The 26,781-nt window shown below is 57.5% G+C and carries 21 protein-coding genes; 7 read left to right on the top strand and 14 right to left on the bottom strand.

Annotated elements, in window-relative coordinates; translation table 11 throughout:
* Positions 1–10 precede the first annotated feature (10 nt).
* From NIZ92_RS17005 to NIZ92_RS16960, 10 genes are all read right to left on the bottom strand, one after another.
* Entirely contained in the window at positions 11–1,099 is a 1,089-nt protein-coding gene (locus tag NIZ92_RS17005; protein ID WP_035270291.1) for a septal ring lytic transglycosylase RlpA family protein, read from the bottom strand.
* On the bottom strand, positions 1,096–1,971 hold the full coding sequence (gene rapZ, locus NIZ92_RS17000; protein WP_009458649.1) for an RNase adapter RapZ: 876 nt from the start codon (positions 1,969–1,971) through the stop codon (positions 1,096–1,098). Before rapZ ends, NIZ92_RS17005 begins: the two co-directional genes overlap by 4 nt.
* A 98-nt stretch (positions 1,972–2,069) precedes the next feature.
* Positions 2,070–2,996, bottom strand: a complete 927-nt coding sequence (hprK, locus tag NIZ92_RS16995; RefSeq protein WP_009458650.1) for an HPr(Ser) kinase/phosphatase — start codon at positions 2,994–2,996, stop codon at positions 2,070–2,072.
* On the bottom strand, positions 2,968–3,468 hold the full coding sequence (locus NIZ92_RS16990; protein WP_051316301.1) for a PTS sugar transporter subunit IIA: 501 nt from the start codon (positions 3,466–3,468) through the stop codon (positions 2,968–2,970). Before NIZ92_RS16990 ends, hprK begins: the two co-directional genes overlap by 29 nt.
* Positions 3,469–3,622: 154 nt before the next feature.
* Positions 3,623–3,949 carry a ribosome-associated translation inhibitor RaiA gene (gene raiA / locus NIZ92_RS16985; RefSeq protein ID WP_009458652.1) on the bottom strand — a complete coding sequence of 109 codons (327 nt, stop codon included), beginning with the start codon at positions 3,947–3,949 and terminating at the stop codon, positions 3,623–3,625.
* 189 nt (positions 3,950–4,138) lie between these two features.
* On the bottom strand, positions 4,139–4,930 hold the full coding sequence (gene lptB / locus NIZ92_RS16980; protein WP_009458653.1) for an LPS export ABC transporter ATP-binding protein: 792 nt from the start codon (positions 4,928–4,930) through the stop codon (positions 4,139–4,141).
* Between the two features lie 18 nt (positions 4,931–4,948).
* On the bottom strand, positions 4,949–5,599 hold the full coding sequence (gene lptA / locus NIZ92_RS16975) for a lipopolysaccharide transport periplasmic protein LptA (protein ID WP_021447173.1): 651 nt from the start codon (positions 5,597–5,599) through the stop codon (positions 4,949–4,951).
* On the bottom strand, positions 5,596–6,216 hold the full coding sequence (gene lptC, locus NIZ92_RS16970; RefSeq protein WP_009458655.1) for an LPS export ABC transporter periplasmic protein LptC: 621 nt from the start codon (positions 6,214–6,216) through the stop codon (positions 5,596–5,598). The genes lptA and lptC overlap by 4 nt, the downstream gene beginning before the upstream one ends.
* 2 nt (positions 6,217–6,218) lie before the next feature.
* On the bottom strand, positions 6,219–6,824 hold the full coding sequence (locus NIZ92_RS16965; protein ID WP_080748003.1) for an HAD family hydrolase: 606 nt from the start codon (positions 6,822–6,824) through the stop codon (positions 6,219–6,221).
* A 2-nt stretch (positions 6,825–6,826) separates the two neighbouring features.
* Positions 6,827–7,816 carry an SIS domain-containing protein gene (locus NIZ92_RS16960; protein WP_021447172.1) on the bottom strand — a complete coding sequence of 330 codons (990 nt, stop codon included), beginning with the start codon at positions 7,814–7,816 and terminating at the stop codon, positions 6,827–6,829.
* A gap of 157 nt (positions 7,817–7,973) precedes the next feature.
* Here NIZ92_RS16960 and NIZ92_RS16955 point away from each other — a divergent pair, with 157 nt between their 5' ends.
* The 7 genes from NIZ92_RS16955 (at position 7,974) to NIZ92_RS16925 (ending at position 15,552) form a co-directional block, all read left to right on the top strand.
* Positions 7,974–8,540 carry a GbsR/MarR family transcriptional regulator gene (locus tag NIZ92_RS16955; RefSeq protein ID WP_009458660.1) on the top strand — a complete coding sequence of 189 codons (567 nt, stop codon included), beginning with the start codon at positions 7,974–7,976 and terminating at the stop codon, positions 8,538–8,540.
* Positions 8,533–10,116: a cytochrome ubiquinol oxidase subunit I gene (locus NIZ92_RS16950; protein WP_009458662.1), complete on the top strand. Its 1,584-nt coding sequence runs from the start codon at positions 8,533–8,535 to the stop codon at positions 10,114–10,116. Before NIZ92_RS16955 ends, NIZ92_RS16950 begins: the two co-directional genes overlap by 8 nt.
* 15 nt (positions 10,117–10,131) lie before the next feature.
* Positions 10,132–11,283 (top strand): cytochrome d ubiquinol oxidase subunit II, encoded by a 1,152-nt coding sequence (gene cydB, locus NIZ92_RS16945; protein WP_254002305.1) that lies wholly within the window; start codon positions 10,132–10,134, stop codon positions 11,281–11,283.
* Positions 11,284–11,297: 14 nt separating this feature from the next.
* Positions 11,298–11,438, top strand: a complete 141-nt coding sequence (gene cydX, locus NIZ92_RS16940; protein WP_009458674.1) for a cytochrome bd-I oxidase subunit CydX — start codon at positions 11,298–11,300, stop codon at positions 11,436–11,438.
* Positions 11,439–13,139, top strand: a complete 1,701-nt coding sequence (gene cydD / locus NIZ92_RS16935) for a thiol reductant ABC exporter subunit CydD (RefSeq protein WP_035270303.1) — start codon at positions 11,439–11,441, stop codon at positions 13,137–13,139.
* Complete coding sequence (gene cydC / locus NIZ92_RS16930; RefSeq protein ID WP_254002304.1) at positions 13,136–14,830, top strand: thiol reductant ABC exporter subunit CydC; 1,695 nt, start codon at positions 13,136–13,138, stop codon at positions 14,828–14,830. Before cydD ends, cydC begins: the two co-directional genes overlap by 4 nt.
* Positions 14,831–15,000: 170 nt before the next feature.
* Positions 15,001–15,552, top strand: a complete 552-nt coding sequence (locus NIZ92_RS16925; RefSeq protein WP_009458676.1) for an adenine phosphoribosyltransferase — start codon at positions 15,001–15,003, stop codon at positions 15,550–15,552.
* A 138-nt stretch (positions 15,553–15,690) separates the two neighbouring features.
* Here the strand turns inward: NIZ92_RS16925 and NIZ92_RS16920 are convergent, their stop codons facing one another.
* From NIZ92_RS16920 to NIZ92_RS16905, 4 genes are all read right to left on the bottom strand, one after another.
* Positions 15,691–18,483, bottom strand: coding sequence for an autotransporter serine protease (locus NIZ92_RS16920; protein WP_254002303.1), 2,793 nt, complete (start codon positions 18,481–18,483; stop codon positions 15,691–15,693).
* A 248-nt stretch (positions 18,484–18,731) separates the two neighbouring features.
* Complete coding sequence (locus NIZ92_RS16915; RefSeq protein WP_254002302.1) at positions 18,732–21,521, bottom strand: autotransporter domain-containing protein; 2,790 nt, start codon at positions 21,519–21,521, stop codon at positions 18,732–18,734.
* Positions 21,522–21,940: 419 nt separating this feature from the next.
* Positions 21,941–22,435 carry a HugZ family protein gene (locus tag NIZ92_RS16910; protein ID WP_254002301.1) on the bottom strand — a complete coding sequence of 165 codons (495 nt, stop codon included), beginning with the start codon at positions 22,433–22,435 and terminating at the stop codon, positions 21,941–21,943.
* Positions 22,436–22,729: 294 nt separating this feature from the next.
* Positions 22,730–26,671: a DUF3683 domain-containing protein gene (locus tag NIZ92_RS16905; protein WP_254002300.1), complete on the bottom strand. Its 3,942-nt coding sequence runs from the start codon at positions 26,669–26,671 to the stop codon at positions 22,730–22,732.
* Positions 26,672–26,781 lie beyond the last annotated feature (110 nt).

Raw genomic sequence — 26,781 nt, 5'->3', positions numbered from 1 at the left:
GCGCCTGGGTTTAGCGAACGGCAACCGAAGGGCTCAAGCCAGTTTGCTGCTGGATACGGTAAGCCGCGTTAATTGCTTCGGTCCGATTCTGATACGGGCCAATTTGTACCCGGTACAGATCGTTGTGCATCTGTACTTGGGCATCGCGATACTCTATCTGCGCAATCTGGCGATTCAACTGCTGTGCCAGGGCAGCCGCATTTTCACGGGCAGAAAAAGCGCCAAATTGCAGGTAGACCCGGCTCTGGCCGGACGGGGCCTGCGGCTTGCTGGTGGCAGCGGGCGAGGACTGCACAATCAACTGCTGATCGCTGGCGTCGCTGCTCCAGCTAGGCGAATCGTCCAGCTCTACCTCTATGTCTTGCTCAGACAAGGCGGCCAAGGCGTCCGGCGTGGGCTCCAGCTTTTCGGTAATCACCAGGCTGGATTTGGGGGCCGGAGCGGCGGGAGCCGGCTTGGGAGCCGGAGCCTCGGCAAGTTCAATGTCACCCCGGCCAAAACTGCCACTGCGTATTTCTTCCTGTGTGATGGATTCAACCACCACGGTGCCGCTGCCGGGCGCAATCAAGTCCAGCTTGGCGGCGGCAACGTAGGACAAGTCGATGATGCGTGAGCTATGAAATGGTCCACGATCGTTAATGCGCACAATGACGGATTTGCCTGTTTTGGGCCGGGTCACGCGAGCATAGCTGGGAATAGGCAAGGTGGGATGTGCCGCCGTCATGGCGTACATATCGTAGGTTTCGCCATTGGCTGTTTTCTTGCCGTGAAACTTGCGTCCGTACCAGGAGGCGGTGCCGGTCTGGGTAAAGGCTTTGTGTGAAGTGTGGGGAACAAAGCTTTTGCCGAGCACGGTATAGGGGCGGGTATTGCTGCGGGCGATGGGTTCTATTCGGGGAACTGCGTCGGGGGTGGCTTGAAGATTGGCGGGGATGCGGGCGTCGGGGCCATCGTCTTTGTAGTAGCCCCCGCCTCGGGGCGCTGAAACGGTGGCCCCTGATTTGGCTTTGGGCTTGGCGCGTTTGGGGCTGGATGCGCATCCGGCCAATAAGGCCAGGATGCTCAGGATGGCGCCTAGTTTGCGTACAGTTGGGCTCATGGGACGGGATTAATGGGCGGTTGATTGCGATGGCGCACCAGCAAGGGGGCGTAATCGGCAAAGCGCAGCGCCAGTTGTTCGGTAACGTACACAGAACGGTGCTGGCCGCCGGTGCAACCAATGGCGACCGTCAGGTAGTTGCGGGTGTCCTGCATATACAAAGGTAACCAGCGACGTACAAAGCCGGCGATGTCATCTACCATGGTCTCGACGGAACCGAACTGGGCCAGCCATTTGGCTACTGGTTCGTCGCGGCCTGTCATGGGGCGCAGCTCCGGGTCGTAGTGGGGGTTGGGCAGGCAGCGAACGTCGAACACCAGATCTGCATCGCCGGGCACGCCACGCTTGTAGGCAAAGGATTCGAAAGTCAGCACCACGCTGGCGCGGTCGGCTTGCACCAGATCTCTAATCCAGGCACGCAATTGGCCAGGGGTCAAGTCGGTAGTGTCGATAATGTGACCCAGCTCGCGCAAGGGGGCCGTCATTTCACGCTCAACGGCAATACATTCTTCCAGGGAAGGCGAGCGGCCATCCTGACGCAAGCGGTCTGTCAACGGATGACGACGGCGTGATTCCGAGTAACGCTGCATCAGCGTGTGATCGCTGGCGTTCAGGAACAGGACACGCAGGGAGTAGCCTTCTTCATTCAGTTTGCTGATGACACCGGGAAGGATGTCCAGATCACCGGCGCCGCGCACGTCAATGGCAACGGCCAGCCGCTCCAGTCCTTGTTCGGCAGAGCGCTCGACAAATTCGGCCAGAAATCGGGGTGGCAGGTTGTCGATGCACAGGTAGCCGGTATCTTCCAGCAAGCGCAAGGCAACTGATTTTCCCGAACCGGATATGCCGGTAATCAATACAACTTTCAGCATCGTGGCAAAGGGCTCCGAGTCGCCGCCCGGCGGGCAGCGTTTAGGTGAAACAGGACAAAGCTGTCAGGGCCGTTAAGTGCCAACCGGCCCTTGAGCGCCTAGTCGTCGCGACTATTCATGATAGCCAATGCCTGGCGCTCGATGAAGTCGCCCATGGTATCAATGCCGCGAAAGGCCAGAATGGTGTTGCGCACGGCGGCTTCCACCAGCACGGCCAAGTTCCGGCCTGCGGCCACTTGAAGCATCACGCGTTTGATGTCCACCCCCAGCACTTCCTGGGTCTGATCCTGCGTAGGCAGACGCTCGAAGCTGTCGGGGTTGGAACGAACCAGGTGCACAATTAGTTTAAGCTTCATTCTACGACGAACGGAGGTTTCGCCGAAAATGGTGCGAATGTCCAGCAGTCCCAGCCCGCGTACTTCCAGCAGGTTCTGCAGCAGAGGCGGGCATTGGCCGTCAATCATGTTGGGAGCCGTGCGGGACAGCTCAACCGCATCGTCTGCAACCAGCCCGTGTCCACGGGAGATCAGCTCCAGCGCCAGTTCACTTTTACCCAGACCGGATTCGCCGGTAATTAACACGCCCAGACCCAGCACATCCATGAACACGCCATGCATGGTGGTTTTGGGGGCCAGACGTTTGCCCAGGTAGATGCGCAGCAAATCGATAAGCTGGGCCGCATCGATAGGGGTGTAGAGCAGCGGCACCCCTTGGGTTTCGCAAAACTGGATCAGATCGTCGGGCGCAACGGCGTCGTTGGCAATGAACAGGGCAGGAACACCGCCTTGCCTGAGATCATCCAGATGATGCAGGCGACGTTTGACGTCAAAGCGGTTGTAAAAAGAGAGTTCTTCAGGGCCGAAAACCTGAATGCGGCCAGGGTGGATCAGGTTCAGGTGGCCGACCAAATCCGCGGCAGAGGCGCCAAGATCGGGGATGGGGCGTTGGGCAGCTTGTTTTCCGGCTGCCCAGCTTACCTCGAGCTTGTCATGATTATCATTGACCAGTTCTTGAACTGTCAGCATCGGGATGTTCCGCGTTGAGATCAGGGGTCTGGGTCAGGAGTTGGTGGATTTGAACAGGGTCCGTTTCCTGGGCCAGCGCCTGGCGGATGTCCTGATCGGCCATCAAACGGGCGATCTCGGCCAACAAGTCCAGGTGAATTTGAGTAGCCGTTTCGGGAACCAGCAAAAAGAACAGCAAGCTGGCGGTACGACCGTCGCTGGCATCAAAACGCACCGGTTCGGCCAAACGCATGAAAACGGCACAAGGCTCCTTCAAGTCCTTGATGCGGCCATGCGGGACGGCTACGTCGTGGCCAAGAGCAGTGGAGCCCAGACGCTCGCGAGCGATCAGGCTATGGAAAACGGCTGTCCGGGCAATGCCGTGATGGTTCTCGAAAATCAGTCCGGCTTGTTCAAAAGCGCGCTTCTTGCTGGTAACAGCAAGATCCAGAACCACGTTGGACAAAGGCAAAATACGCGACAAGAGATTCATGACGGCCATTATAGGGGGGAATGTTTTTTAGCTAAACATTTTTTGGATGGCTAACAACAGGCGGACACTGTGCCAAGAAACACAAAACCCCGAACTTCTGAAAGAACGGGGTTTGTCGGCAGGCGGCTATGCCTGCTGTAACAGTTCGGCGTGATCAGGCTGCCGGAACTTCGAGCCGCTTGGCGGGCTCATGCGCATGGCTGTTTGCCTTTTCCTTGTATTTCAGAATCTGGCGGTCGATCTTGTCGGCTAGCAGATCGATGGCGGCATACAAGTTTTCGTCTGAAGAGGCGCAGTGTATATCTTTGCCGGGGACACGGACGGTCACTTCGGCATTGTGCTTCAGGCGTTCAATGGAAAGCATAACCTGCGAGTCAACCACGTTGTCGAAGTGCTTTTCAATTCGACCAATTTTGCTTTTGACGTAGTCGCGAATGGCAGGAGTTATGTCAAGATTACGGCCAGTGATGTTAAGGCTCATATAGGCTCTCCGTAGTAGTCAAACAACATGTTTCAGAGGGGGGGATATCTTCGTGTTTAGCCTCCTTACTACTGATCTTGGATATTCCAGTATACCTATATGTTGGTCAGATAACATGACCTGGATCAATCTGCGGTGTGCAGGAAAACCCTTGCTCCGACAGGCCCCGTTACAGGGCCACAAGTCGGCTTACATTCGGAAGTTCGAGCCCAGGTAAACCTTGCGCACGGCTTCGTTATCGATGATCTCGGACGGGTGCCCGCTGGTCAGTACCGTGCCTTCGCTGATGATGTAGGCGCGGTCACAGATGCCCAGGGTTTCACGCACGTTGTGATCGGTAATCAGCACGCCAATATTGCGGCCTTTCAGAAATTGCACAATGCGCTGGATTTCAATCACGGCGATCGGGTCCACCCCGGCAAAGGGCTCGTCAAGCAGAATGAAACGGGGGTTGCTGGCGAGCGCGCGGGCAATTTCTACGCGGCGGCGCTCGCCACCAGACAGGGATAGGGCGGTATTTTGACGAATGTGCGCAATTTGCAGCTCGCTGATCAAGGTTTCCAGGCGCTCGTTGATGTCGTTCTTGCTGATGCTGCGGCCGTTATCGTCCAGCTGCAGCTCCAATACGGCGCGGATGTTTTCTTCAACCGTCAGGCGGCGAAAGACGGACGCATCCTGGGGCAGATAGGACAGGCCCAGCCGTGCCCGCTTGTGCATGGGCATGGCGGTAATGGGCGTGCCATCAATTTCAATACGGCCTGCATCGGCGGGCACAATGCCCACAATCATATAGAAGCTGGTGGTTTTACCAGCCCCGTTCGGGCCTAGCAGGCCCACCACCTCGCCGCTTTCCACATTCAAAGAAACATCCTGCACGACCGTACGTTTGCCGTAGGTCTTGCGCAGTCCCTGGGCAATCAGACTGCCTTTGGTCGAGTGGCTGGCGCGAGTAGGGGTAGACGGGTTGTTAGAAGCAACCATGATTCAAGGGGGTCCGGGCTATTTGCGGGGGGAGGACTTGCGTTGGCATTCGGCCAGAGCAGCATCGGCATTGGCGCGTGGGCGGGCCACAGAGCGGACCCGGCCATCACGTGTGGCGGAGTCCGAACCACCAAAGGCCTGGTACGTGCCATCTTTTTGGCGGTAGATAATGCGCTGGCCCTGGACAGAGTCCTGCAGCTTGCCGCAAACATAACGATTGACGACTGCCTTGCCAATCAGCTCGACCTCTTCGGTTTTGCCGTTGTAGATGGCTCGGACGCCTTCGGCGACCATCAGTTCAAACTTGGCCGGGTCTTCCTGACGAATAGTGACACGGGCGCGCTCAGTCACCGTTGCGGTGCCATGCTGGAAACCTTCCGCGTCCTGCTCGATGGCCAGTTGGTCAGCCATCAAGGTCATGGCGCCACGGGTCAGGATGATGTTGCCTTTGTAAATGGTCTGCTTGGCAATATCGTCGTAAGTCAGGGTATCGGACAGCACGGAGGTGTCCGGTTCGGCGGCAGCAGAGGCAGCCGCTTGGGCCAGAGCAGGGGCCGTAGGCAGCAAAGCCAGGCTGGCAGTGCTCAGGCACAGGGCCAGGGCACCACGCAAAAGGCTAAGAGAGAGCTTGGGCTTGTGGCCCAGGCGGGCGCTGTCAGGCGTGGTCATGGAGGGGAATCCTTAGAGCTATTGGAAGAACGCGCTTTTTGTGTTTGTTGGCCGGAGATTTTAACGTCGGATTCCGACATGACGTTCAATTGGCGAACGCGATTATCGTAACGCATCCCGGTACCGCGCATGGTGGATTGGCCGTTGACGACCAGGGCCGGTTCGTTGGTGTACACCACGTCCTCTTCGGGCAGGATGATCAGCACTTCGCTGCGCACGTCCATCGCCTCGTCATCAGGTGTGGCCTGGCGGTGAATATGGGCATTGCCTTTCATGGTGATGGTGTCCCCGCCTGCATTCATGTGTGCCGTATCGGAAGTGGCAATGGTCAGGGGCGAATCGGCCCTGTTGCTGACCGCGCGTGGGGAAGTAATGTCGTGCGAGTCGTCATCCGGGTAGTGATAGGCAATCTTGCCATCCAGGCGGCTGATGGCCATCCCGGTCTGGTCGGAGCTGATCATGGTGAAGTCGCGCGCCCAGGAGTCGGGTTCGTGGGTAATGCGGCGTGGCGGGTCAATGGCGACCGAGCTTTGGGTGTAATCGACCGCCCACAGCGTTGCCAGCACCAGCAAGGTCAGCAACAACAGGGAAATGACGGTGGGTAGACGGTCACGCATGATTACTGAATGACTCCCGTGGTCTTCAAAGGACCACCTGTAATAAAGGGCGCAAGGCGACCCTGGGAGGCCAGAATGGCATCACAGCATTCGCGCACTGCGCCGTGGCCGGCGGGCTGTGTGGCTACCCAGCTGGCAATTTGACTGATATAGAAGGGGGCTTCAGGCACGCTGGCGGAAAAACCCACGCGCTGCATGGCGGGCAAGTCGATCAGATCGTCGCCCATATATCCCACTTCACTTAGGGACAGGCCGTTTTCCTGAGCCAGCTGGGTCAGGATGGCAATTTTGTCGCGTACGCCCTGGTAAACAAAAGGAATGCCCAGTTCGGCAGCGCGACGCGATACGATGCCGCTTTCGCGTCCGGTAATCAGGGCGACATTAATGCCGCTTTCGCCCAGCATGCGTAAACCGTGGCCGTCCAGAGCGTGAAAGCTCTTGAACTCCTCGCCATTCGCGCTGTACCACAGGCGTCCGTCGGTCAGCACGCCGTCCACGTCAAACACCATCATGCGCAACTGACGTAATTGCGTGCGCACGTTCTCGGGCAGCTTGGCCAGAATTTGAGCTTCAGCGGGATGGAGCGGGATGGTGGGCGTATTCATCATGATCAGATTACCTTTGCAGCCAACAGGTCGTGCATGTGCAGAGCTCCCAATAGTAGCCCGTTTGTGTCCAATACCAGCATTTGGCTGATACGCAGGGCATCCATTTGCTCGGCTGCTTCAATGGCCAGGGCTTCGGCGGCAATGCTGCGCGGTTCGCGCGACATGCCTTCAGATACTGGCAGATTGCGTATATCGCCGGCACGAGCAATCAGGCGGCGCAGGTCGCCATCGGTGAACATTCCAACGGGGTGGCCTTGTGCGTCCGTGACAATAGTCATGCCCATGCCTTTGCTGGACATTTCTATCAGGGCATCGGGAATCAGGGTCTCGGGGGAGACGATAGGCAGTTGTTCGCCGCTGCGCATGATGTCGCGCACAAACGTCAGTAGTTGACGGCCCAGCGCACCACCGGGGTGGGAGCGGGCGAAGTCTTCGCGGCTAAAGCCTCGTGCTTCCAGGCAGGCAACGGCCAGTGCATCGCCTAATACCAAGGCGGCTGTGGTACTGGCCGTGGGAGCCAGGTTGAGTGGGCAGGCTTCATGTTCTACATGGGCATCCAGATGCAGGTCGGCATTTTGGGCCAGTTCGGACTGGGCATTGCCGGTGATCGCAATCAGTTTGGCACCCATGCGGCGCAGCACAGTCAGCACCGTGACCAGTTCCTGGGCCTGCCCAGAGTAGGAAATGGCAATGACCACGTCCTGCTTGGTAATCATGCCCAGGTCGCCGTGCAAGGCTTCGGCAGCGTGCATGAAAAAAGCGGGAGTGCCGGTCGAGGCCAAGGTAGCCGCGATCTTGCGGGCTACGTGGCCGGACTTGCCTATGCCGGTCACCACCACACGGCCCTGACAGTGCACGAGCAGTTTGGTGGCTTCTACAAAACTTTGGTCCAGACGCCCGCCCAGCGCTTGTAACGCGTCAACTTCAATGGCGAAGGTGCGTTGTGCCGAGGACAGGATATGTGCGGGGTCTAAAAGTGCCGGTGTATTCATGGCGAAATTGTAAACGTGAAGTGTCTGCTTGGCATGTAGATTTGCAGGAGGCAAATTGTAAGGTCAGATGGCCTTGGACCAGTGGCAAGCCGAATAGTTTAGGGTTAAGATACGTCTTGTTTTGTAATTTCAGTAATTACTGAAAATTCAGGAAGACATGAATCTAGGACCACAGGCAGAGCGTTTTATTCTGCACTTTGGGGAGATGGGCGGGCGCTGGGGGGTCAACCGGACGGTGGGCCAGATCTATGCGCTGCTGTTCATTGCCCCCGAAGCCCTCCACGCCGACGAGATCGCTGAAACGCTAGGCATCTCCCGCTCCAATGTCAGCATGAGCTTGCGCGAGTTGCAGTCCTGGCGACTGGTCAACATGACGCACAAGATTGGCGAGCGCCGCGAATACTTTGAATCCCCCAAGGATGTATGGGATATTTTCCGTACTTTGGTGGAGGAAAAGCGTAAGCGCGAGATTGATCCCACATTGACCTTATTGCGAAGTATCCTAATGGAAGCGCCCGTCAATGACGAAGAGGAATATGGGCAGCAGCGCATTAACGAAATGCTGGAATTGATCGAGTTGGCTTGTGGTTGGTTTGACGAGGTTCATCACTTACCGCCCGAAACCCTGCAAAATCTGATGCGTTTAGGTAGCAAAGTTCAGAAAGTGCTGGGGTTCGCCGGGAAGATTCGCAAAGCTGATCAAACTGGGGGTCGTCATGATTGATCTGGATGTCGTTACCTTGTCGCGGTTGCAATTTGCTTCCACCGCGATGTTCCACTTTTTATTTGTTCCCTTGACGCTGGGCCTGTCTTTTTTGCTGGCCATTATGGAAAGCGTCTATGTCATGACGGGCAAGGCCATCTGGCGCCGCATGACCAAGTTCTGGGGCGTACTCTTTGGCATTAACTTTGCCCTGGGTGTCGCAACCGGGATTGTGATGGAGTTTCAGTTCGGTATGAACTGGGCCTATTACAGTCACTATGTAGGCGATATTTTCGGCGCACCGCTAGCCATTGAAGGTTTGATGGCTTTTTTCCTGGAAGCAACCTTTGTCGGCCTGTTCTTTTTCGGCTGGGATCGCCTCTCCAAGCTGGGACACCTGATTGTTACCTGGCTGGTTGCCATCGGTACCAACCTGTCGGCCCTATGGATTCTGGTCGCTAACGGCTGGATGCAAAACCCGGTCGGTGCCATCTTCAACCCCCACACTATGCGTATGGAAATGACCGACTTTGCCGAGGTCATTCTCAATCCCGTTGCGCAAGCCAAAGTTGTTCATACCGTTAGTGCCGGCTATGTCCTGGGTGCCATGTTCGTGATGGGCATCAGTGCCTGGTACTTGCTGCGTGGTCGCCATATTGATCTGGCCAAGCGCTCGATGACGGTAGCGGCCAGTTTCGGCTTGGCAGCGTCCCTGTCCGTGGTGGTGCTGGGTGATGAAAGTGGTTACCTGACTACTGAACACCAGCAAATGAAGATCGCAGCCATGGAATCCATGTGGGAAACCGAGGAAGCCCCTGCCAGTTTCAATCTCTTGGCCTGGCCTGATCAGGAGGCCCGTGAAAACCGCTTCGCCGTGGAAATTCCATGGGTGATGGGTTTGATCGGTACACGCTCAGTCAGTACCCCCATGCTGGGCATTAATGAACTGGTCGAACATGCCAAGATTCGTATTGCCAATGGCTTGCGCGCTTACGAGGCACTGCAGCTGGTGCGCGCTGATGACAGCAATATCGAGGCCCGCCGCGTCTTTGACAATAACTGGAAAGACCTGGGCTATGCCTTGCTGCTCAAGCGTTATACGGACGACATTACCAAAGCCGATACCGAGACCATCGCCCAGGCTGCCTGGGATACGGTGCCACAGGTTGCACCCCTGTTCTGGAGCTTCCGTGTGATGGTGGCGCTGGGGCTGTACTTCATCCTGTTCTTTGGCGTGGCTTTTGTGCTGGCATCGCGTGACCGACTGCAACGTCACCCGCGCTTGCTTAAAGCAGCGGTCTGGAGCATTCCCCTGCCTTGGATTGCGATCGAATGTGGCTGGTTTGTGGCCGAGTTCGGACGTCAGCCCTGGGCGATTGAAGGTGTCTTGCCTACCTACTATGCGGCCTCTGGTCTGTCCTTTGTGGACTTGATGATCAGTATGACCATCTTCCTGTTGCTCTATACCACCTTGGCGGTGATTGGCATCAAGGTCATGTTGCACTCGGTGCGTAAAGGGCCGGACGAGGCTGGCGAGACCGCCACACCTTCCGCTTTGTCTTATGGTTCGCGCAACGCTCCGTTGCTGCGCGGTTAAGGAGGGGGAACCATCATGGAAAATTTGATTCTTCTCGATTACGACACCTTGCGCATCATCTGGTGGTTGCTGCTGGGCGTTTTGTTGGCGGCATTTGCCATCATGGACGGGGCCGACCTGGGTGTGGCTATGGTGTTGCCCCTGGTGGCCCGCAGTGATGATGAACGGCGCACGCTGTACAACGTGATTGGCCCGGTCTGGGAAGGTAACCAGGTTTGGTTGATCGTGGCCGGTGGTGTGGCCTTTGCGGCCTGGCCTTTGCTGTATGCCATGGCTTTCTCGGGCTTTTACCTGGCCATGATGTTGCTTTTGGTCGCCTTGATTGTTCGCCCGGTGGCCATCAAGTACCGCAGCAAGCTCAGCTCGTCGCGCTGGCGTCGTAACTGGGACGCGATCTGGACCGCCTCCGGTCTGGTTTGTGCTCTGGTGTTTGGTGTGGCTATTGGAAACGTGATGCTGGGCGTACCTTTCGGCTTTGACGAGACCACGCTGCGTCCCATGTACCAAGGCAACTTCTTCGGTCTGTTCCAGCCCTTTGCCATTCTGTGCGGTTTGCTCAGCGTTCTGATGCTGGCTTTCCAAGGTGCGGTAGTTGTTGCCTGGAAGGGCAGTGATCATGTGGCTCGTCGTGCGCGTGCCTGGGCCATGCCTTTGGGCCTGCTGTCCATTGTGGCTTTTGCTGCCGGCGGCTGGTGGATCAGTGCCATGAATGGCTACAGCATGCCTTGGCCCGAGGCGGCCCACGCCATGTCCAACCCGATTGGCAAGACGGTCGATATGGTTGAAGGTGCCTGGTTGGCTAACTATCGTACCTGGCCTGCCTTGTGGGCAGCCCCCATTGTCGGTTTTGCGGGCTTGCTGTTCGGCGCCTTGCTGGCTGGTCGTGGCCGCGGCTTGTTGGCTCTGCTGTTCTCGTCCTTGGCACTGGCTGGCATCATTCTGACTTTCGGTTTTGCCGTCTTCCCATTCCTGCTGCCTTCGTCCTTGAACCCCGGTTCCAGCCTGACCCTGTTTGATGCCTCGGCCAGTCATCTGACCTTGTGGATCATGCTGCTGGTGACACTGGTGTTCTTGCCCATCATCGTGCTCTATACCTCCTGGGTGTATAGCGTAATGCGAGGCAAGGTGTCGGTTGCCAGCATGAAAGATTCTTCTCATTCTTACTAAGGAGGCCAGCGCATATGTGGTACTTCTCTTGGGTTCTAGGTTTGGGTCTGGCCTGCGCATTCTCCATCCTGAATGCGATGTGGTTCGAGCTGCGTGAAAACACGGCTTTGCAGAGCGCAGCCGCCTCCAAGGCTAAAGCAGATATCGAGGTCTGATTGACACCGCAAAGTCCAACGGCGCAACAATGGCTGGGGCAATTTTCCAGCCGCGCCCGCACGGCTTTGCGGGCTTCCATGCTGGCCCCTGTGCTGGCCGGCGCTTTACTGATTCCTCAGGCCTGGTTGCTGGCAAAGATTGTGCAGGCAATTGTGGTCGATGGCTTGCCCTGGACCGGGCAGCTTTTCTCTATCCTGATGGTGGCCGCACTTTTGTTGCTGCGTGCCGCCATTTCTGCTTTTGGCGAGCGCCGTGCGCAAAAGGTTTCAGAACATCTGAAACAAGGGCTGCGCTCCGAGCTGTTTGCCCGACTGTTCCGCAGTACGATGCCGCGTTTGCGGGCCAGCAATAGCGGCGAACTGTCCACCAGCTTGATCACGCAAATTGAAGCCCTGGATGGCTTTGTGACGCGTTACATTCCTTGCATGGCAGCGGCTGCCCTGGTGCCTTTGGCACTAGTGCTGGCAGTGTTGCCGGTGGATGGCATTGTGTCCTTGATTCTCTTGTTGAGCACGCCCCTGATTCCCCTGTTCATGGCCTTGGTGGGCTGGGGGGCGGAAGCGGCCAGCCGTGAACAACAACAAACAACGCTGCGACTGTCCGGCTTTTTCGCCGACCGGCTGCGCGGCATTTTTACCCTTAGCTTGATGGGGCGTGGGCAGGACGAGTTGCAACGTGTGGAATTGGCCAGTCAGGAGCTGCGCACACGTACCATGAAAGTGCTGCGAATCGCGTTTTTATCGTCGGCTGTGCTGGAGTTCTTCGCGGCATTGGGTGTGGCCGGGATAGCCGTCTACATTGGCTTGGGTTACCTGGGCTATCTGGGCGAGTCCTTCTCGGGCATTAGCCTGCAACAAGGCTTGTTCTGTTTGCTCCTGGCCCCGGAGGCCTACCAGCCCTTGCGCCAATTGGCCGCTAATTATCATGACCGGGCAGCGGCGCGTGCGGCTGCAGTAGAAGTCGACAGGCTGTGGGCAAACTTGGGCCAGGATTTGATTCCTGCGGCTCCCACCAGCGCCGACAATGAAGCGGTTTTTCCCAACTTGCCGGTACTGGTATTGCGTCATCTGCATTTGCCGCAGTTGGGCGGGCAGGGGACCTTGCTGGAAGTGCCCGGCCTGCAACTTTATATAGATCAGTCTTACGCCTTGCTGGGGGCCAGCGGCTCCGGCAAGACCAGTCTGCTGGAAAGCCTGATTGGTTTGCGCCCCTTGGCGCAGGGTGAAATTTTGCTGCGCAATAGCGATACTGCCGGGCGCTTGCTGACGCGCCATGATGGCGTCGTACTGATTTCCCAGCAGGCCTTTTTAGCCATGGGGACCATTGCCGATGGCTTGCGTCTGGCAGCCCCACAAGCCAGTGATGAACAGCTGTGGCAAGCCTTGGAACAAGCCTGTGCAGCCGAATTTGTACGGGCCTTGCCCGATGGTTTGCAAACGGCGCTGGGCGAGGGTGGTTTTGGTCTTTCCGGTGGCCAGATTCAGCGTTTGGCATTGGCCCGCCTGTTTTTGACAGACCCGCATGTGGTTTTGCTGGACGAACCCAGCTCCCGCCTGGATGCGGCGACCCGGGATCGTGTCATGCGCAATATTCTGCGCTTCTGTCAGGGACGCTGTCTGGTCGTGGCCACGCATGACCAGCAACTGGCGGCCATGTGCTCGAACCAACTGCACATTGCCCAAGGAGTCCTGACGGCATGAAAGCGTGGTTGCGTCTCCTAGGTTCCAGCCTGCGCGCCCGACGCGGGGCCGTATTGTTTACGGTTCTGCTGGCGATCAGCACGGTGGCGGCCGGTGTTGGTCTGCTGGGTGTGGCTGGTTGGTTTCTAAGCAGCGCTTTTCTGGCTACGTTGGGCATCGTATTCAATCTGTTTGGCCCTTCGGCCATGATTCGCGGCCTATCTTTTTGGCGTATCGCTTCCCGGTATCTGGAGCGCGTCGTCGGTCATGCCCTGACGCTGGATTTGCAAGTACGCATTCGCAGCCTGGTTTTCGGACGCTTGAGCCGATTCAGTCAGTCTCGCTTGGCCCAGTTTCGGGATGGGGAGCTGGCTTCCAGCCTGACATCTGACGTGGCTGTGCTGGATCTGGTGCTTTTGCTGATTTTGGTGCCGCTGACTACGGCTGTGGTGGCTGGTCTGGTGTTTAGCGTTGTGCTGCACACCTGGCTGTCCTGGTGGGCCTGGCTGATTCTGGCTTGTTTGCTGATTGCCGCTTGTTTGATTCCGTATATTTGCGCCCGTGGCGCCAGCCGTGCAGCCCAGCAAGTCCATCAACTGGAAAACCGCCAGCGTGTTCTGGTGCATCAGGCCATCCGCGCCTATGCTGATATTCAGGTGTTTGCCGCTGCGGATGCCGTGCAGGAACAAGTGGACAAGCTGGGCCTGGAACTGGGGCAAGCCCGTTTGCGTAGTAATGGCTGGGGCATTGTCGGGCAGTTTTCCCAGCAGGTCTTGATGGGCGTGGCCTTGATGACCTGCCTGCTGGTTGGAGCGCAACAAGTCAATCTGCAAGCCATGAGCGGCCCCTTGTGGGTGGGGCTGGTGCTGGCTTTGCTGGGCTTGTTCGAGATCATGGCACCCATGATGCGCGGTGCGTCCCGCTTGGGAGAGGTTCAGGCAGCCAGCAATCGTTTGCTGACCATTCTGGACGAGCCTGAGGAAACCGATCAGGCGCAAGGGCAGGCGATTGCGTTGGACAAGCCAGCCTCCCTCGAAATCACAGATCTGAATTTTGCCTACGGTTCACAGCCTGTATTGGAGCAGTTGTCGCTGCAAGTCCAAGCTGGTGAGCACATTGCTATTTTTGGCCCCAGTGGTTCCGGCAAGTCCACCTTGTTGGGTGTGCTGATGCGCTTGTTGCCTGTTTCGGAAAAGCAGTATCTGGTTGAGGGTAAAGCAGCCCAGCATTGGAGCCGCGCCAGCTGGTTTGATCATTGCGCCTTGCTGGCACAGGACTCGCCACTGTTTCTGGGTTCGGTGCGAGATAACCTTTTGCTGGCAGAACCGACAGCTTCAGAGCAACAAATCTGGCAGGTGCTTCACGACGCCCAACTGGACAGTGTGGTACGTGAATTACCCCAAGGGCTGGATACCTGGCTGGGTGAGGGGGGGCAGCAATTGTCCCTGGGGCAGCAGCGCCGCCTGTGTCTGGCACGTGTGCTGTTGTCGCCTGCCCATATCTGGTTTCTGGACGAGCCTACGGCCAGTCTGGATGGCCCGACCAGCCAGGCCTTGATGCGGGATATTCTGGCTGCAGCGCAAGGAAAAACCGTGATTATGGCAACCCACGATACCCGTTTGCTGCCTTTGGTCGATCGTGTTTACCAGTTTGAAGCGGGGCGCTTGCAGGGCAAATCAAGCCTGGAAATAAATACTTTAGAACCAAACTAAAAGGACGCTGCGGGTCAAGTCTGCAGGGATTTTTGCTCAATCGCGTCGTATTAGTACAACTTACGAGCACAAGCCGGGTGAGCCCTTGTTGCTGCTGCCCAATTGTGTACACTTGCAACGTATCCAAGTGCGCCCTTCGCGCCCGGATTTTTTGTTGTAGAAGCTTTGACATGCAAATTGATCCCACCCAGTACATCCGTCAAATCATTCGCAATGTGCCGGACTGGCCCAAGCCAGGGGTGACTTTCCGCGATATCACCACCGTCTTGCAGGACCCGCGCTCCTTCCGCGTTCTGATTGACCTTTTTGTCTACCGTTACATGGGACAAAAACTGGATCTGGTGGCGGGTGTGGATGCACGTGGCTTTATTGTGGGCTCGGTTCTGGCTTACGAGCTGAACTTGGGTTTTGTGCCTGTGCGCAAGAAAGGCAAGCTGCCTTTCAATACCGTGGCCGAAGAGTACTCCCTGGAATATGGCAATGCCAGCGTCGAGATGCACACGGACTCCGTGCGTCCTGGTCAGCGCGTCCTGCTGATTGACGACCTGATCGCTACTGGCGGTACTTTGCTGGCGGCGGCTCGTTTGCTGCAGCGCCTGGGTGCCAACGTGGTGGAAGCTGCCGCGATTATTGATCTGCCTGAACTGGGTGGATCCAAGGCCGTGACAGATTCCGGCTTGTCGGTTTACACCGTCTGTAGCTTTAATGAATCTGACCGCTAATTGCCAGGACCGGCGTATTGCCGGTTTGGTTTTGTAGCCTGAATCCCTGCCATGCCCGGAGCATCGCAGGGATTTTTCATGTCTGTCTGCTTGAGAGCGGGACTGGGGTACTGCCAGCCCCGCGCTTGGTAGTATTGCTTAGAAACGGACCTTCATGAACAGGGAGCCAGCATGGTCCTGATTGCGGCCAAACTGACCCTGGTAGTTCAGACCAAAAGAAGTGCTCTTGCCTGCTTTGAGCTCTGCGCCCAACTCGGCAACGGCGGCGTTCTTGGCAATTGGCGCACCGCTGATACGGAAGTTGCTGCCGGGCAAGGCGGCAAAGGCCAGTTCACGTTCGGGAGTGGTGTCACCCAGGGCATGACGCCAGCCTAAACCGGCGCTCAAGGACAGCGTGGTTTTGGGCAGGTCCAGCTCGGTGGTGCCGCGCAGACCCAACGTGACAGTGCTCAGATTCTGGCGTTGCGAGTCTCCGCGCAAGGCGGCTTGACCGCCCGATTCGCTAAAGGAACCGTGACGCAGCTGGTGCCAGTTCACGCTGGCGTATGGTTCTACACTGGATCGTGGGCTGACCGGCATACGGTAGCCCAGTTGGGCAAAGGCCTGGATGCTGTGCGCTTTGTAATCAGCCTTCAGTGTTGCGCTTTGGTGAATCGAAATCGAGCGTTCGCTGTCCAGGCTGTGGCGGGTGTAAGCACCACCTGCCAGCAGGTTCAGACTACCCGAACCCATTTCCCAAGCTTGTGTTCCATACAGGGCCGCGCTGTAGCTGTTGCTGCGTGAGCTTTGACGGCGGTCGTCCAGCTTGATGCGGTTTTCCAAATAGCCCAAGGAGGCACCCATGCGCCAACCTTGTTCGCCGATGGCTGTATCGCCACCCAGGAACAGACCACCGACTTTATGGCGTACATCCTGGCTGTTGTCGTCGCCGTCCAGATCACGTTGTTGATGGATGACCTCAGCCCACAAAACAGTATTTTTCCCCATTGCATTACGTGCGCTAGAAGCCTGTTTGCCCAAGGTGCGGGGCAACAGATTGCCGTTGCTTAGCAGAGCCGAGGTGGTGCCTGCATGAATCTGGCCTTGCAACTGCTCCATATAGCCTGCGACCTGACTGGATTGGGCATTAAGCACCGTGTCATACAAATCAGTCATGGCGGCAGGAGGCTGTGTGGAGCCGGTATCCAATGCCTGGGCGACAGACTTCTGATTGCCGGTATAGGCAAAGGAGGCAAAGGGTATGTCGTTACGCTCGATCACCAAGGACAGGTTGGGGCCGTAGGCTAAGGTCGGTGACAAGAAGGCCATGTCATAAGCGATGTGGCTATATTGTCCGGTCACACCGTTGGTCGCATTCAGGAATGAATAGCTGACGTTCTGACGGAAGGGGCCGCCAGCTAGTTTGAGGGTGCCGTCGATACGGGCCGTGCCACCTACCACCAAGCGGTCACTTGCGCCGCTTGAGTCAACTTCCAGCTCATGTACGGAGCCTGCATGGGCGGTGTAATCCCCGCTGACGGTTAGCGTGCCAACTGAGTTACCCGGAGCCAGGGTGCCGTAGTTGTCGACTTGAGCAACCGTACCGGAACCGCCCAAGGTGCCTTCGCCCTCTACGGTGATAGCGGATACCAGCGTGCCATTGACGGCCAGACGGCCACCGCTCACGGTGGTGTTACCGGTATAGCTGTTGTTACCGGCCAGCTCCAGAGAACCGGAACCGCGCTTATGCAGGCCGCCTATGCCGCTGATGTCATTGGCGAAGGTCGAGTTGTATCCCAGCGTGTCTACATCGAACAGACGGGTAAATTGTGCGGGGCCTTGTACGGCCTTGCCCACGTTCATCAGGCCCCAGCCGTAAAGACTTGGGTCACCCAGAGGCGTTGCGGTGGTCAGCAAGGTTTGTTGCAGGTGATAGGCGGTGAAGTAGGGAAAGGCTTCCTTTACCAGAGCAGCACCGCCCGCGACGTGGGGGGAGGCCATGGAGGTGCCGCTTTGGTAGGTATAGCCACCACCAGAGTCGACGGAGTTAATCCCGGGAGCCCACTCACCGCCAGGGGCGGCCAGACACCACTCGGCTGCTACGCCGCACTTGTTCGCATAAGAGGCTAGAGATCCATCTTCACCCAAGGCCGTTACGGCCAGCCAGTTGTCTTTTAGCTCGGGAAACCAGTGTGGAGAGCCAGCTAGGAGGTCAGGGTGGTCCTGCCATTCATTGCCGGTAGCAAATACCATCAAGGTGCCTGCTTGTACGCTGCTCTTGAAGGCGTCGATAATCAGTGGCTGCCATTCGAGTGCGTCTTGAGCTGAGCTGTAGTCCAAGACATGGCAGGGTGGGCCAAACGAGCCATCGCACTTATTGACTCCTGAGCTGTTATTGATAATAGGCAGGTTAAACGGTGCTAGATAATTCCAGCCTTGAGACAGGACCTGATCGAACACGGCCGCTATTTGCCGACGGGTTGGCGGGGTGTCATCGTCATCGTCATCGTCGTCACCATTTGTGCCGTAAGCAACGGCAAAAAGCTGGCTGTTGAAGGCAACGCCGTGCATGCCTGCACCATCGCGGCGTGCCCCGATGATGCCTGCAACGTGGCTGCCGTGGCCAGCAGGGATCGTCGAGTCTTCGCCTTGGCCGTTGGTGTAGAGAGTGTCTGTGTTGAAGTCAAAGCCGCCGGCAATCGCGCCCGCAAACTCAGGGTGCTTGGCCGATATGCCCGAATCCAGAATGCCGACCGTCACGCCCTTGCCTGTAAAGCCTAGCGAGTAGGCTGTGGCCGCATTGATCATGTCCAGGCCGGGCTGGCGCTTGTATTCTTTTGTACGCCATTGCGCCAGTGTGTTGTCGGGTTCTGCATGGGCAATACCCGGCAGGGCAAGGCTTAGCAAAGCCATCTGCACCAGCAGATAAGTGCTGCGTTTCTTGTTCGACATCTGTTCCCCTTTCCGGCTTTTTATGTCTGGCGGCAATTCGTTGCGAAAGCTTGCCGTTGATATCCTTAAGACATATTTAACGGCATAACCGTTTAATCCTGTCGTTACGGGCCTATATGTCGTCGAGCTTGTGCGCTATTAAGCGTCCCGTCCTTGTATGTGCATCACTGATGCCCCTTCATACTTGTTTATTTTTGTTGCGAAGGTGGTGGCTGTGCGGAGCAGGCACCACCCTGCAAGTTCTTTGATTAGAAGCGCACTTTCATGAAAATAGAGCCTGCATGATCCTGATTGCGGCCAAACTGACCCTGGTAGTTCAGACCAAAGGATGTGCTCTGGCCTGCTTTGAGCTCTGCGCCTAACTCGGCAACAGCGGCATTCTTGGCGATAGGTGCGCCGCTGACACGGAAGTTGCTGCCGGGCAGGGCGGCAAAGGCCAGTTCACGTTCGGGAGTGGTGTCACCCAGGGCATGACGCCAGCCCAAACCGGCGCTCAAGGACAGCGTGGTTTTGGACAAGTCCAGTTCCGTGGTGCCGCGCAGACCCAGCGTGACAGTGCTCAGATTCTGGCGCTGCGAGTCGCCACGCAAGGCGGCTTGACCGCCCGATTCACTAAAGGAGCCGTGACGCAGTTGATGCCAGTTCACGCTGGCATAGGGTTCCACGCTGGAGCGTGGGCTGACCGGCATGCGGTAGCCCAGTTGGGCAAAGGCCTGGATGCTGTGCGCTTTGTAATCAGCCTTCAGTGTTTCGTATTGGTGAACGGAGAGAGAACGCTCGCTGTCCAGGCTGTGGCGGGTGTAAGCACCACCGGCCAGCAGGTTCAGACTACCCGAACTCATTTCCCACGCTTGCGTCCCATACAGAGCTGCGCTGTAGCTGTTGCTGCGTGAGGTCTGACGGCGGTCGTCCAGCTTGATGCGGTTTTCCTGATAGCCCAGAGAGGCACCCATGCGCCAGCCTTGTTCGCCGATGGCGGTATCGCCACCCAGGAACAGACCGCCCACTTTATGACGAACATCCTGGCTGTTGTCGTCACCGTCCAGATCGCGTTGTTGGTGAATCACTTCGGCCCACAAGACGGTGTCTTTGCCGTTTGTATTACGTGCGCCTGAGGCTTGTTTACCCAGGGTGCGGGGCAGCAGGTCGCTGTTGCTCAGCAGAGCCGAAGTGGTTCCTGCATGGATCTGACCTTGTAGCTGTTCCATATAGCCTGCCACACTGCCAGACTGGGCATTGAGCACCGTGTCATACAGTTCAGCCATCGCGGCTGGCGGTTGATCCGAGCCGGTATCCAGCGCGTTGGCCACGGCTTTCTGGTTCCCCGTATTGGCAAAGGTGGCAAACGGTGTGTCATTGCGCTTGATCAGCAAGGACAGGCTGGGGCCATAAAGCAGTGTGGGCGACAGGAAAGCCATGTCATAAGTGATGTGACTGTATTGACCAGTCACACCATTAGCCGCATCCAGAAAGGAATAGGCTACGTTTTGCCGGAAAGGGCCGCCGGCCAGTTTCAGTGTGCCGTCGATATGGGCTGCACCGCCTACTACTAAACGATCGGTGGCACCTGCAGGGCCAACTTCCAGCTCATGCACCGAACCGGCATGGGCGGTGTAGTCGCCGCTGACGGTCAGAGTGCCAACAGAATTACCTGGAGCCAGGGTGCCGTAGTTATCGACTTGAGCGACTGTACCGGAACCACCCAAGGTGCCTTCGCGTTCCACTGTGACCGCAGAAGCCAGCGTGCCATTGACGGCCAGACGACCGCCGCTGATGGTGGTGTCACCGGTATAGCTGTTATTGCCCGTCAGCTCCAGGGAGCCGGAACCGCGCTTGTGTAGTCCACCTGTACCGCTGATGTCATTGGCGAAGGTGGAGTTGTAGCCTAGCGTGTCTACATCGAACAGGCGGGTAAATTGTGCGGGTCCTTGTACGGCCTTGCCTACGTTCATTAAACCCCAGCCGTAAATGCTTGGGTCACCCAGAGGCGTTGCGGTGGTCAGCAAAGTTTGCTGAAGGTGATAGGCGGTGAAGTAAGGGAAGGCTTCCTTTACCAGGGCAGCACCGCCCGCGACGTGCGGTGAGGCCATGGAGGTACCGCTAAGAGGCGCATAACCTCCACCTGAGTTGACAGAATTAATGCCAGGATTGTGGCCGCCTCCCGGTGCGGCCAGACACCATTCAGCCGCGACACCACATTTATTGGCATAGGAGGCTAGATTACCTTGCTCATCCAGTGCTGTGACGGCTAGCCAGTTGTCCTTCAGTTCCGGGAACCAGTAAGGTGAACCGGCCAGCATGTCCGGGTGGTCCTGAGCTTCATTGCCAGTTGCAAATACCATTAACGTGCCTGCGGCCGCACTATTGTGAAAGGCATCAATAATCAGTGGCTGCCAGTCCAGTACTCCTTGTGCGGAGCCATAGTCCACAATATGACAAGGTGGGTCATACGAGTCGGAACAATCGTTCACCCCCAGGCTGCTGTTGATAATAGGCAGCTTGAATTGCGCCAGATAATTCCAGCCTTGCGAGGCAACGCGGTCAAAGTGGGCCGCTGCTTCTTCACGGGTAGGCTCAGTGCCATCGTCGTCGTCATCATCGTCTGGTTCCCCGTAAGCGGTGGGCAAGAGCATGCTGTTGAAAGCGACGCCGTGCATGCCGCTGCCATCACGGCGGGCTCCGATGATGCCGGCCACGTGGGAGCCGTGGCCGGGAGCCTTGTCCGAATCCACTCCCTGGCCATTGGTGTAGGGGGTGTTGGTGTTGAAGTCAAAGCCTCCTGCAATGGCACCGGCAAATTCGGGATGCTTGCCCGCAATGCCAGAGTCCAGAATGCCGACCGTCACGCCCTTGCCCGTAAAGCCCAGCGCATACGCTTGGGCGGCGTTGATCATGTCCAGGCCAGGCTGGCGTTTGTATTCTTTGGTACGCCATTGCTCCAATGAGCTGTCTGCTTGCGCATGGGCAAGGCCAGGTAAAGTCAGGCTCAGCAAGGCCATCTGCACCAGCACATAGGTGCTGCGTTTCTTGTTCGACATTTCTCCCTCTCCTGGGTGTTTTTCTCTGTGTGGCGGCAATGTGTTGCGAGGTCGTGTTGTCGAGTCCTTGCGTGCCATTTAACGTTGTAGCTGTTGAATCTTATAGCGGCCAAATTTACGTTTTGTCATGCTTGGCGTTTGAGACACACGAAAACGGACGACTGCACCGGAAGGGCAAGGAGAAGGAGTGGCGATTTCTCTGGTGAGAAAGGCGTTTAATCAGTGATCTGTTTTCTTTGTCTGGAAATCAGTTAGTGACGAATTTGTTGCAGAGTCTGCAACATTTTGGGTGCAGGCCGGGGCTTGTAAGGGGCGAAGGCTTACCTGTTTGTCGTTGTATTAAGGTGCTTTGACGTGGTGATGGCTGGAGCACAGTTCCAGCGCTTCCAAGGCGTGCTGCGATTGCGAACTCGGGGACTTCAATTGGCCACAGGCTCTGCCAGCAAGGCACGCACTCGCTCAGGTTTCAAGGTTCGTGCCGCCGCAAACCCGGCAATATGGCGCACCCTGACCAGATCCAGAGCGAAGAAATGAAAGTCCGTAAAGCTGCTTAGAAATTCCATATCGGGAAAACGGGCGGTATAGGCTCGTTTGGCCTGTTCCCAGTCGGGCTGCTCGCGCTCCAGTTTGCGGGCCTGCATTTGGAAGGTGACACGGGGCAAGTCATGGACAGCATCCTGGCCATGCTCGCTTTGGCTGACCATCAGGCTGGCATCGGGACGTTGCAGCAAATAACGGGTGTGAGCCGCCATTTCGCTGATGTGGATGATGATACTGGCTTGTTCGGGGCAGATCGCAAAAGGGACGCGAGAGACGACCGGCAAGCCCTGATTGCTGAGTGTGCCCAAAGACGCAGTGCGTTCACTGCGGAGCAGGGCCTGCAGGCTGTTTAGCAATGGATCATCAACAGACATAAAGACACCTATTCTGAAAAAGCTTCCATACTGCGGTTGGGGTTTCATTCGTCCCTAAGGGAATTTCCTTGGGCTGCTCCGCAGAAAAATCTCCGCGCAGCCCCTTTGCTTTATTGCTATCCGGGCGGCGCTTCTGGGGGAGGGCCTGGCGATGAATAGCGATCACGCTGCGCTTTCTCCCCACCCAGGGGCATTTTTATCCTGGAGCAGTCCAGCGGTAAAAGATACTTGCTCACCCCTTACAAAACAGGCCGACATAAAGCCGGCCTGTTCAGGGGGAGTGATGCGTTGGGTTTACACCAGAACGCGCTCAATACCACCGTCGTTGGCACGGCGTACGTAGTCCGCCATCCAGTTCTCGCCCAGCATGTGCTTGGCCATTTCCACCACGATGTAATCCGCATCCATCTTGGTTTCGTCCTCGTAGCGGGACAAACCTTGCAGGCAGGACGGACAGGAGGTCAGCACTTTGACTTCGCCCTGGAAACCATCGGCACGGACGGTGTCCTGGTTCTTCTGCAGTTCTTCGTGCTTGCGGAAACGGATTTGCGTGGAGATATCCGGACGCGACACCGCCAGCGTGCCCGACTCGCCACAGCAGCGGTCTGCCTTGATGGTGCTGTCGCCCACCAGGGATTTGACCGTTTTCATGGGGTCTTGCAGCTTCATGGGGCTGTGGCAAGGGTCGTGGTACATGTAGCGCACGCCTTGCACGTCTTCCAGCTTCAAGCCTTTTTCCAGCAGGTACTCGTGGATGTCGATCAGGCGGCAACCGGGGAAGATCTTGTCGAATTCATAGCCTGCCAACTGGTCGTAACAGGTACCACAGCTGACCACCACGGTTTTGATATCCAGGTAGTTCAAGGTGGTGGCCATGCGGTGGAAAAGCACGCGGTTGTCGGTGATGATCTTCTCGGCCTTGTCGCTTTGACCGCTGCCGCGCTGCGGGTAGCCACAGCACAGGTAGCCAGGAGGCAGAACCGTCTGCACGCCGACATGCCAGAGCATGGCTTGAGTAGCCAGACCCACTTGCGAGAACAGACGCTCCGAACCACAGCCGGGGAAGTAGAACACGGCTTCCGAATCCACGGAGGTGGCTTCAGGGTTACGGATGATAGGTACGTAATCCGAGTTCTCGATATCCAGCAATTTACGGGCAGTCTGCTTGGGCAGGCCGCCGGGCATCTTGCGGTTGATGAAGTGGATGACCTGTTCACGGATCGGAGCCTTGCCGATAGTGGCAGGCGGGGCGCTGACCTGTTTCCGGGCGGGAGCCGCCAGCAGATTGTGTACAGCACGCTGGGCCTTGTAGCCCACTTCAATCATGGCGGTACGAGTGGCCTTGATGACGCGCGGGTCCTTGGCGTTCAGGAAGAACATGGCTGCGGCCGAGCCTGGATTGAAGGACTTCTTGCCCATGCGGTTCAGCAAGGAACGCATTTCCATGGACACATCGCCAAAGTCGATGTCCACCGGACAGGGGTTGTAGCACTTGTGGCACAGGGTGCAGTGGTCGCCTACGTCTTCAAACTCTTCCCAATGCTTCAGGCTGATCCCGCGACGTGTTTGCTCTTCGTACAGGAAGGCTTCGATCAGCAGGGAGGTGGCCAGGATCTTGTTGCGGGGCGAGTACAGCAGGTTGGCGCGTGGCACGTGAGTGGCACAGACCGGTTTGCACTTGCCGCAACGCAAGCAATCCTTGATGGCATGGGAGATGGAGCCGATTTCGCTGCGTTGCATGATCAGCGATTCGTGGCCCAGCAGGTTGAAGCTGGGGGTCCAGGCGCGGCTCAAGTCCGCACCGGGCATCAGCTTGCCAGCGTTGAAGTGGTTGTTCGGGTCCACTTCGCGCTTGTAGTTCTGGAAGGGATCCAGCTCTTCCTGCGTCAGGAACTCGTACTTGGTCAGGCCAATACCGTGCTCACCGGAAATCACGCCGTCCAGACCGCGCGCGATTTGCATGATGCGGGCTACGGTGACATTGGCTTGTTGCAGCATGCCGTAGTCATCCGAGTTCACGGGGATGTTGGTGTGTACGTTACCGTCACCGGCGTGCATGTGCAGCGCCACAAACACACGGCTTTTCAGCACACGGTCGTGAATGGCTTGCAGTTCGGTCAGCACGGCTGCGCAGTCGGCACCCGGGAAAATATGTTCCAGGTTTTCGCGGATCTCGCTTTTCCAGGAGGTGCGGATCGTGTGATCCTGCAATAGTTGGAAAATCGAGGTGTTCGGGTCTTCTTGCAGACGGGCCTCGATCGCGGCGCTATCCAGCGGCACACCAATCTCGGCCAGATCAGCTTGCGAGTCTTTCAGCGGTTTGTCCAGATTGTCCTGCAGCCACTGCCAGCGCTGGCGCACATCGCGCACGATCTGCAGGGCGTCGTGACGGCGCTCGTCCAGAATCTCTTCGCGAGTGTGCTCGGCGTCGTTGTGATCTTCGATCTTGCCCACGGGCAGATCGCCTTGCAGGAAGTCTTCCAGTTCACGGGTCAAGCGCAGCTTGTTGTCCGTGGACAGCTCAATATTGATGCGTTCGATTTCTTCGGTGTACTCACCCATGCGGCGCAGGGGGATCACCACGTCTTCGTTGATCTTGAAGGCGTTGGTATGGCGGGCAATGGCAGCGGTGCGGGAGCGGTCGGCCCAGAACTTCTTGCGGGCTTCAGCGCTGACGGCTACAAAACCTTCACCGGAGCGGCCATTGGCCAGACGCACCACTTCAGAGGCAGCTGTGGCCACGGCATCGGGATCGTCGCCCACGATGTCGCCAATCAGGACCATCTTGGGCAGGCCGTCGCGCTTGCTCTTGGTGGCATAGCCCACCGCACGCAGATAGCGTTCGTCCAGGTGTTCCAGACCGGCCAGAATGGCGCCGATGCGCTTGCCTTCGCCGTTCAGGTAGTCAATGACTTCCACAATGGAGGGCACGGCCTGCTTGGCCTGGCCGAAAAACTCCATACAGACGGTGCGTGTATGCGCCGGCATGCGGTGCAGCACCCAGCGGGCCTGCGTGATCAGGCCATCACAGCCTTCTTTCTGAATACCGGGCAAACCTGCCAGGAATTTGTCGGTAACGTCTTTACCCAGGCCTTCCTTGCGAAAGCGCCGACCCTCAATGTGCAGGGTTTCGCTGCGCAGCAACTGGGCACCAGGGGCGTAACGGCCATCAAACCATTTGACTTCAAAATGAGCCATTTCCACGTCGTGGATCTTGCCCATATTGTGTTCAAGGCGGGTGACTTCCAACCAGTTGCCTTGGGCATCGACCATGCGCCACCAGGCGAGGTTATCCAGCGCAGTACCCCACAGCACGGCTTTCTTGCCGCCCGCGTTCATGGCGATATTGCCGCCCACACAGGAGGCATCGGCCGAGGTCGGGTCTACCGCAAACACGGCACCGGCGGCTTCGGCAGCGTCAGCCACACGACGGGTCACCACGCCAGCACCGGTCAGAATGGTGGTGACGGGCTCGGACATGCCGGGCAGAGTGGTTTGTTCTGGCTTACCAATGGCATCCAGCTTTTCGGTGTTGATGACAACCGAGCGCCAGCTAAGTGGAATGGCACCGCCGGTGTAACCGGTACCACCCCCACGCGGGATGATGGTCAGCTTCAGTTCGATACAGGCGCGCACCAGTGCGGCCATCTCGTTTTCGTGATCGGGGGTGAGCACGACAAAGGGATATTCCACACGCCAGTCGGTGGCGTCAGTGACGTGCGAGACGCGCGACAGGCCATCAAACTTGATGTTGTCCTTGGCGGTCAGGCGCGACAGGGAGCGCACAATTTTCTGGCGCAGCTCGCGGGTATCGGTAAATTCTTGTTCAAACGCGGCTACTGCACCCCGAGCAGCGTGCAACAGGCGCAGAACCTTGGCATCGCGATCGGGCACGGCGCTGTCGCGGCGCTGGTCAATCTCGTTCAAGCGATGGTTCAGGGCCTCGATCAGTTGATGCTGGCGCTTGGGATTGTCCAGCAGATCGTCCTGCAGATAGGGGTTGCGCTTGACGACCCAGATATCACCCAGCACTTCAAACAACATGCGTGCGGAGCGGCCGGTGCGGCGTTCGGAGCGTAGCTCGGACAGCTTTTCCCAGGCCTCTTCACCCAGCAGTCGCAGGATAATTTCCCGGTCTGAGTACGAAGTGTAGTTGTAGGGGATTTCACGCAGGCGCGGCGTGTCGTTGTTGCGTGCCTGGGCAGCCAGGTGCTTGCTTGCAATGGGGGCGTTCATGGCGATAGTTGGCAAGGCCCGTCAAGGGCGGCTCAGCGAGGAGCAGATAGGCAAAAGACAAGTGTATACGAATCGTAGCCGGGCTGCCCCCTTACTACAGGGCCAAGTCA

Origin of the sequence: Alcaligenes sp. 1735tsa3, assembly GCF_024134565.1 — a bacterium.
GTDB classification, from domain to species: Bacteria; Pseudomonadota; Gammaproteobacteria; order Burkholderiales; family Burkholderiaceae_B; genus Alcaligenes; species Alcaligenes phenolicus.
The sequence above is the reverse complement of the archived record's forward strand: the minus strand, read 5'-3'. Positions and strand labels throughout refer to the sequence as shown.

Excerpts from the sequence above, each read along its gene's own strand:
- NIZ92_RS16950 (WP_009458662.1), top strand. The coding sequence starts at position 8,533 with ATGATTGATCTGGATGTCGTTACCTTGTCGCGGTTGCAATTTGCTTCC.
- raiA (WP_009458652.1), bottom strand. The coding sequence starts at position 3,949 with ATGAGCCTTAACATCACTGGCCGTAATCTTGACATAACTCCTGCCATT.
- lptB (WP_009458653.1), bottom strand. The coding sequence starts at position 4,930 with ATGGTTGCTTCTAACAACCCGTCTACCCCTACTCGCGCCAGCCACTCG.
- hprK (WP_009458650.1), bottom strand. The coding sequence starts at position 2,996 with ATGCTGACAGTTCAAGAACTGGTCAATGATAATCATGACAAGCTCGAG.
- cydB (WP_254002305.1), top strand. The coding sequence starts at position 10,132 with ATGGAAAATTTGATTCTTCTCGATTACGACACCTTGCGCATCATCTGG.
- cydX (WP_009458674.1), top strand. The coding sequence starts at position 11,298 with ATGTGGTACTTCTCTTGGGTTCTAGGTTTGGGTCTGGCCTGCGCATTC.
- cydC (WP_254002304.1), top strand. The coding sequence starts at position 13,136 with ATGAAAGCGTGGTTGCGTCTCCTAGGTTCCAGCCTGCGCGCCCGACGC.
- NIZ92_RS17005 (WP_035270291.1), bottom strand. The coding sequence starts at position 1,099 with ATGAGCCCAACTGTACGCAAACTAGGCGCCATCCTGAGCATCCTGGCC.
- rapZ (WP_009458649.1), bottom strand. The coding sequence starts at position 1,971 with ATGCTGAAAGTTGTATTGATTACCGGCATATCCGGTTCGGGAAAATCA.
- NIZ92_RS16925 (WP_009458676.1), top strand. The coding sequence starts at position 15,001 with ATGCAAATTGATCCCACCCAGTACATCCGTCAAATCATTCGCAATGTG.
- NIZ92_RS16960 (WP_021447172.1), bottom strand. The coding sequence starts at position 7,816 with ATGAATACACCGGCACTTTTAGACCCCGCACATATCCTGTCCTCGGCA.
- NIZ92_RS16915 (WP_254002302.1), bottom strand. The coding sequence starts at position 21,521 with ATGTCGAACAAGAAACGCAGCACCTATGTGCTGGTGCAGATGGCCTTG.
- lptC (WP_009458655.1), bottom strand. The coding sequence starts at position 6,216 with ATGCGTGACCGTCTACCCACCGTCATTTCCCTGTTGTTGCTGACCTTG.
- NIZ92_RS16905 (WP_254002300.1), bottom strand. The coding sequence starts at position 26,671 with ATGAACGCCCCCATTGCAAGCAAGCACCTGGCTGCCCAGGCACGCAAC.
- NIZ92_RS16955 (WP_009458660.1), top strand. The coding sequence starts at position 7,974 with ATGAATCTAGGACCACAGGCAGAGCGTTTTATTCTGCACTTTGGGGAG.
- NIZ92_RS16920 (WP_254002303.1), bottom strand. The coding sequence starts at position 18,483 with ATGTCGAACAAGAAACGCAGCACTTATCTGCTGGTGCAGATGGCTTTG.
- lptA (WP_021447173.1), bottom strand. The coding sequence starts at position 5,599 with ATGACCACGCCTGACAGCGCCCGCCTGGGCCACAAGCCCAAGCTCTCT.
- NIZ92_RS16965 (WP_080748003.1), bottom strand. The coding sequence starts at position 6,824 with ATGATGAATACGCCCACCATCCCGCTCCATCCCGCTGAAGCTCAAATT.
- NIZ92_RS16990 (WP_051316301.1), bottom strand. The coding sequence starts at position 3,468 with ATGAATCTCTTGTCGCGTATTTTGCCTTTGTCCAACGTGGTTCTGGAT.
- NIZ92_RS16910 (WP_254002301.1), bottom strand. The coding sequence starts at position 22,435 with ATGTCTGTTGATGATCCATTGCTAAACAGCCTGCAGGCCCTGCTCCGC.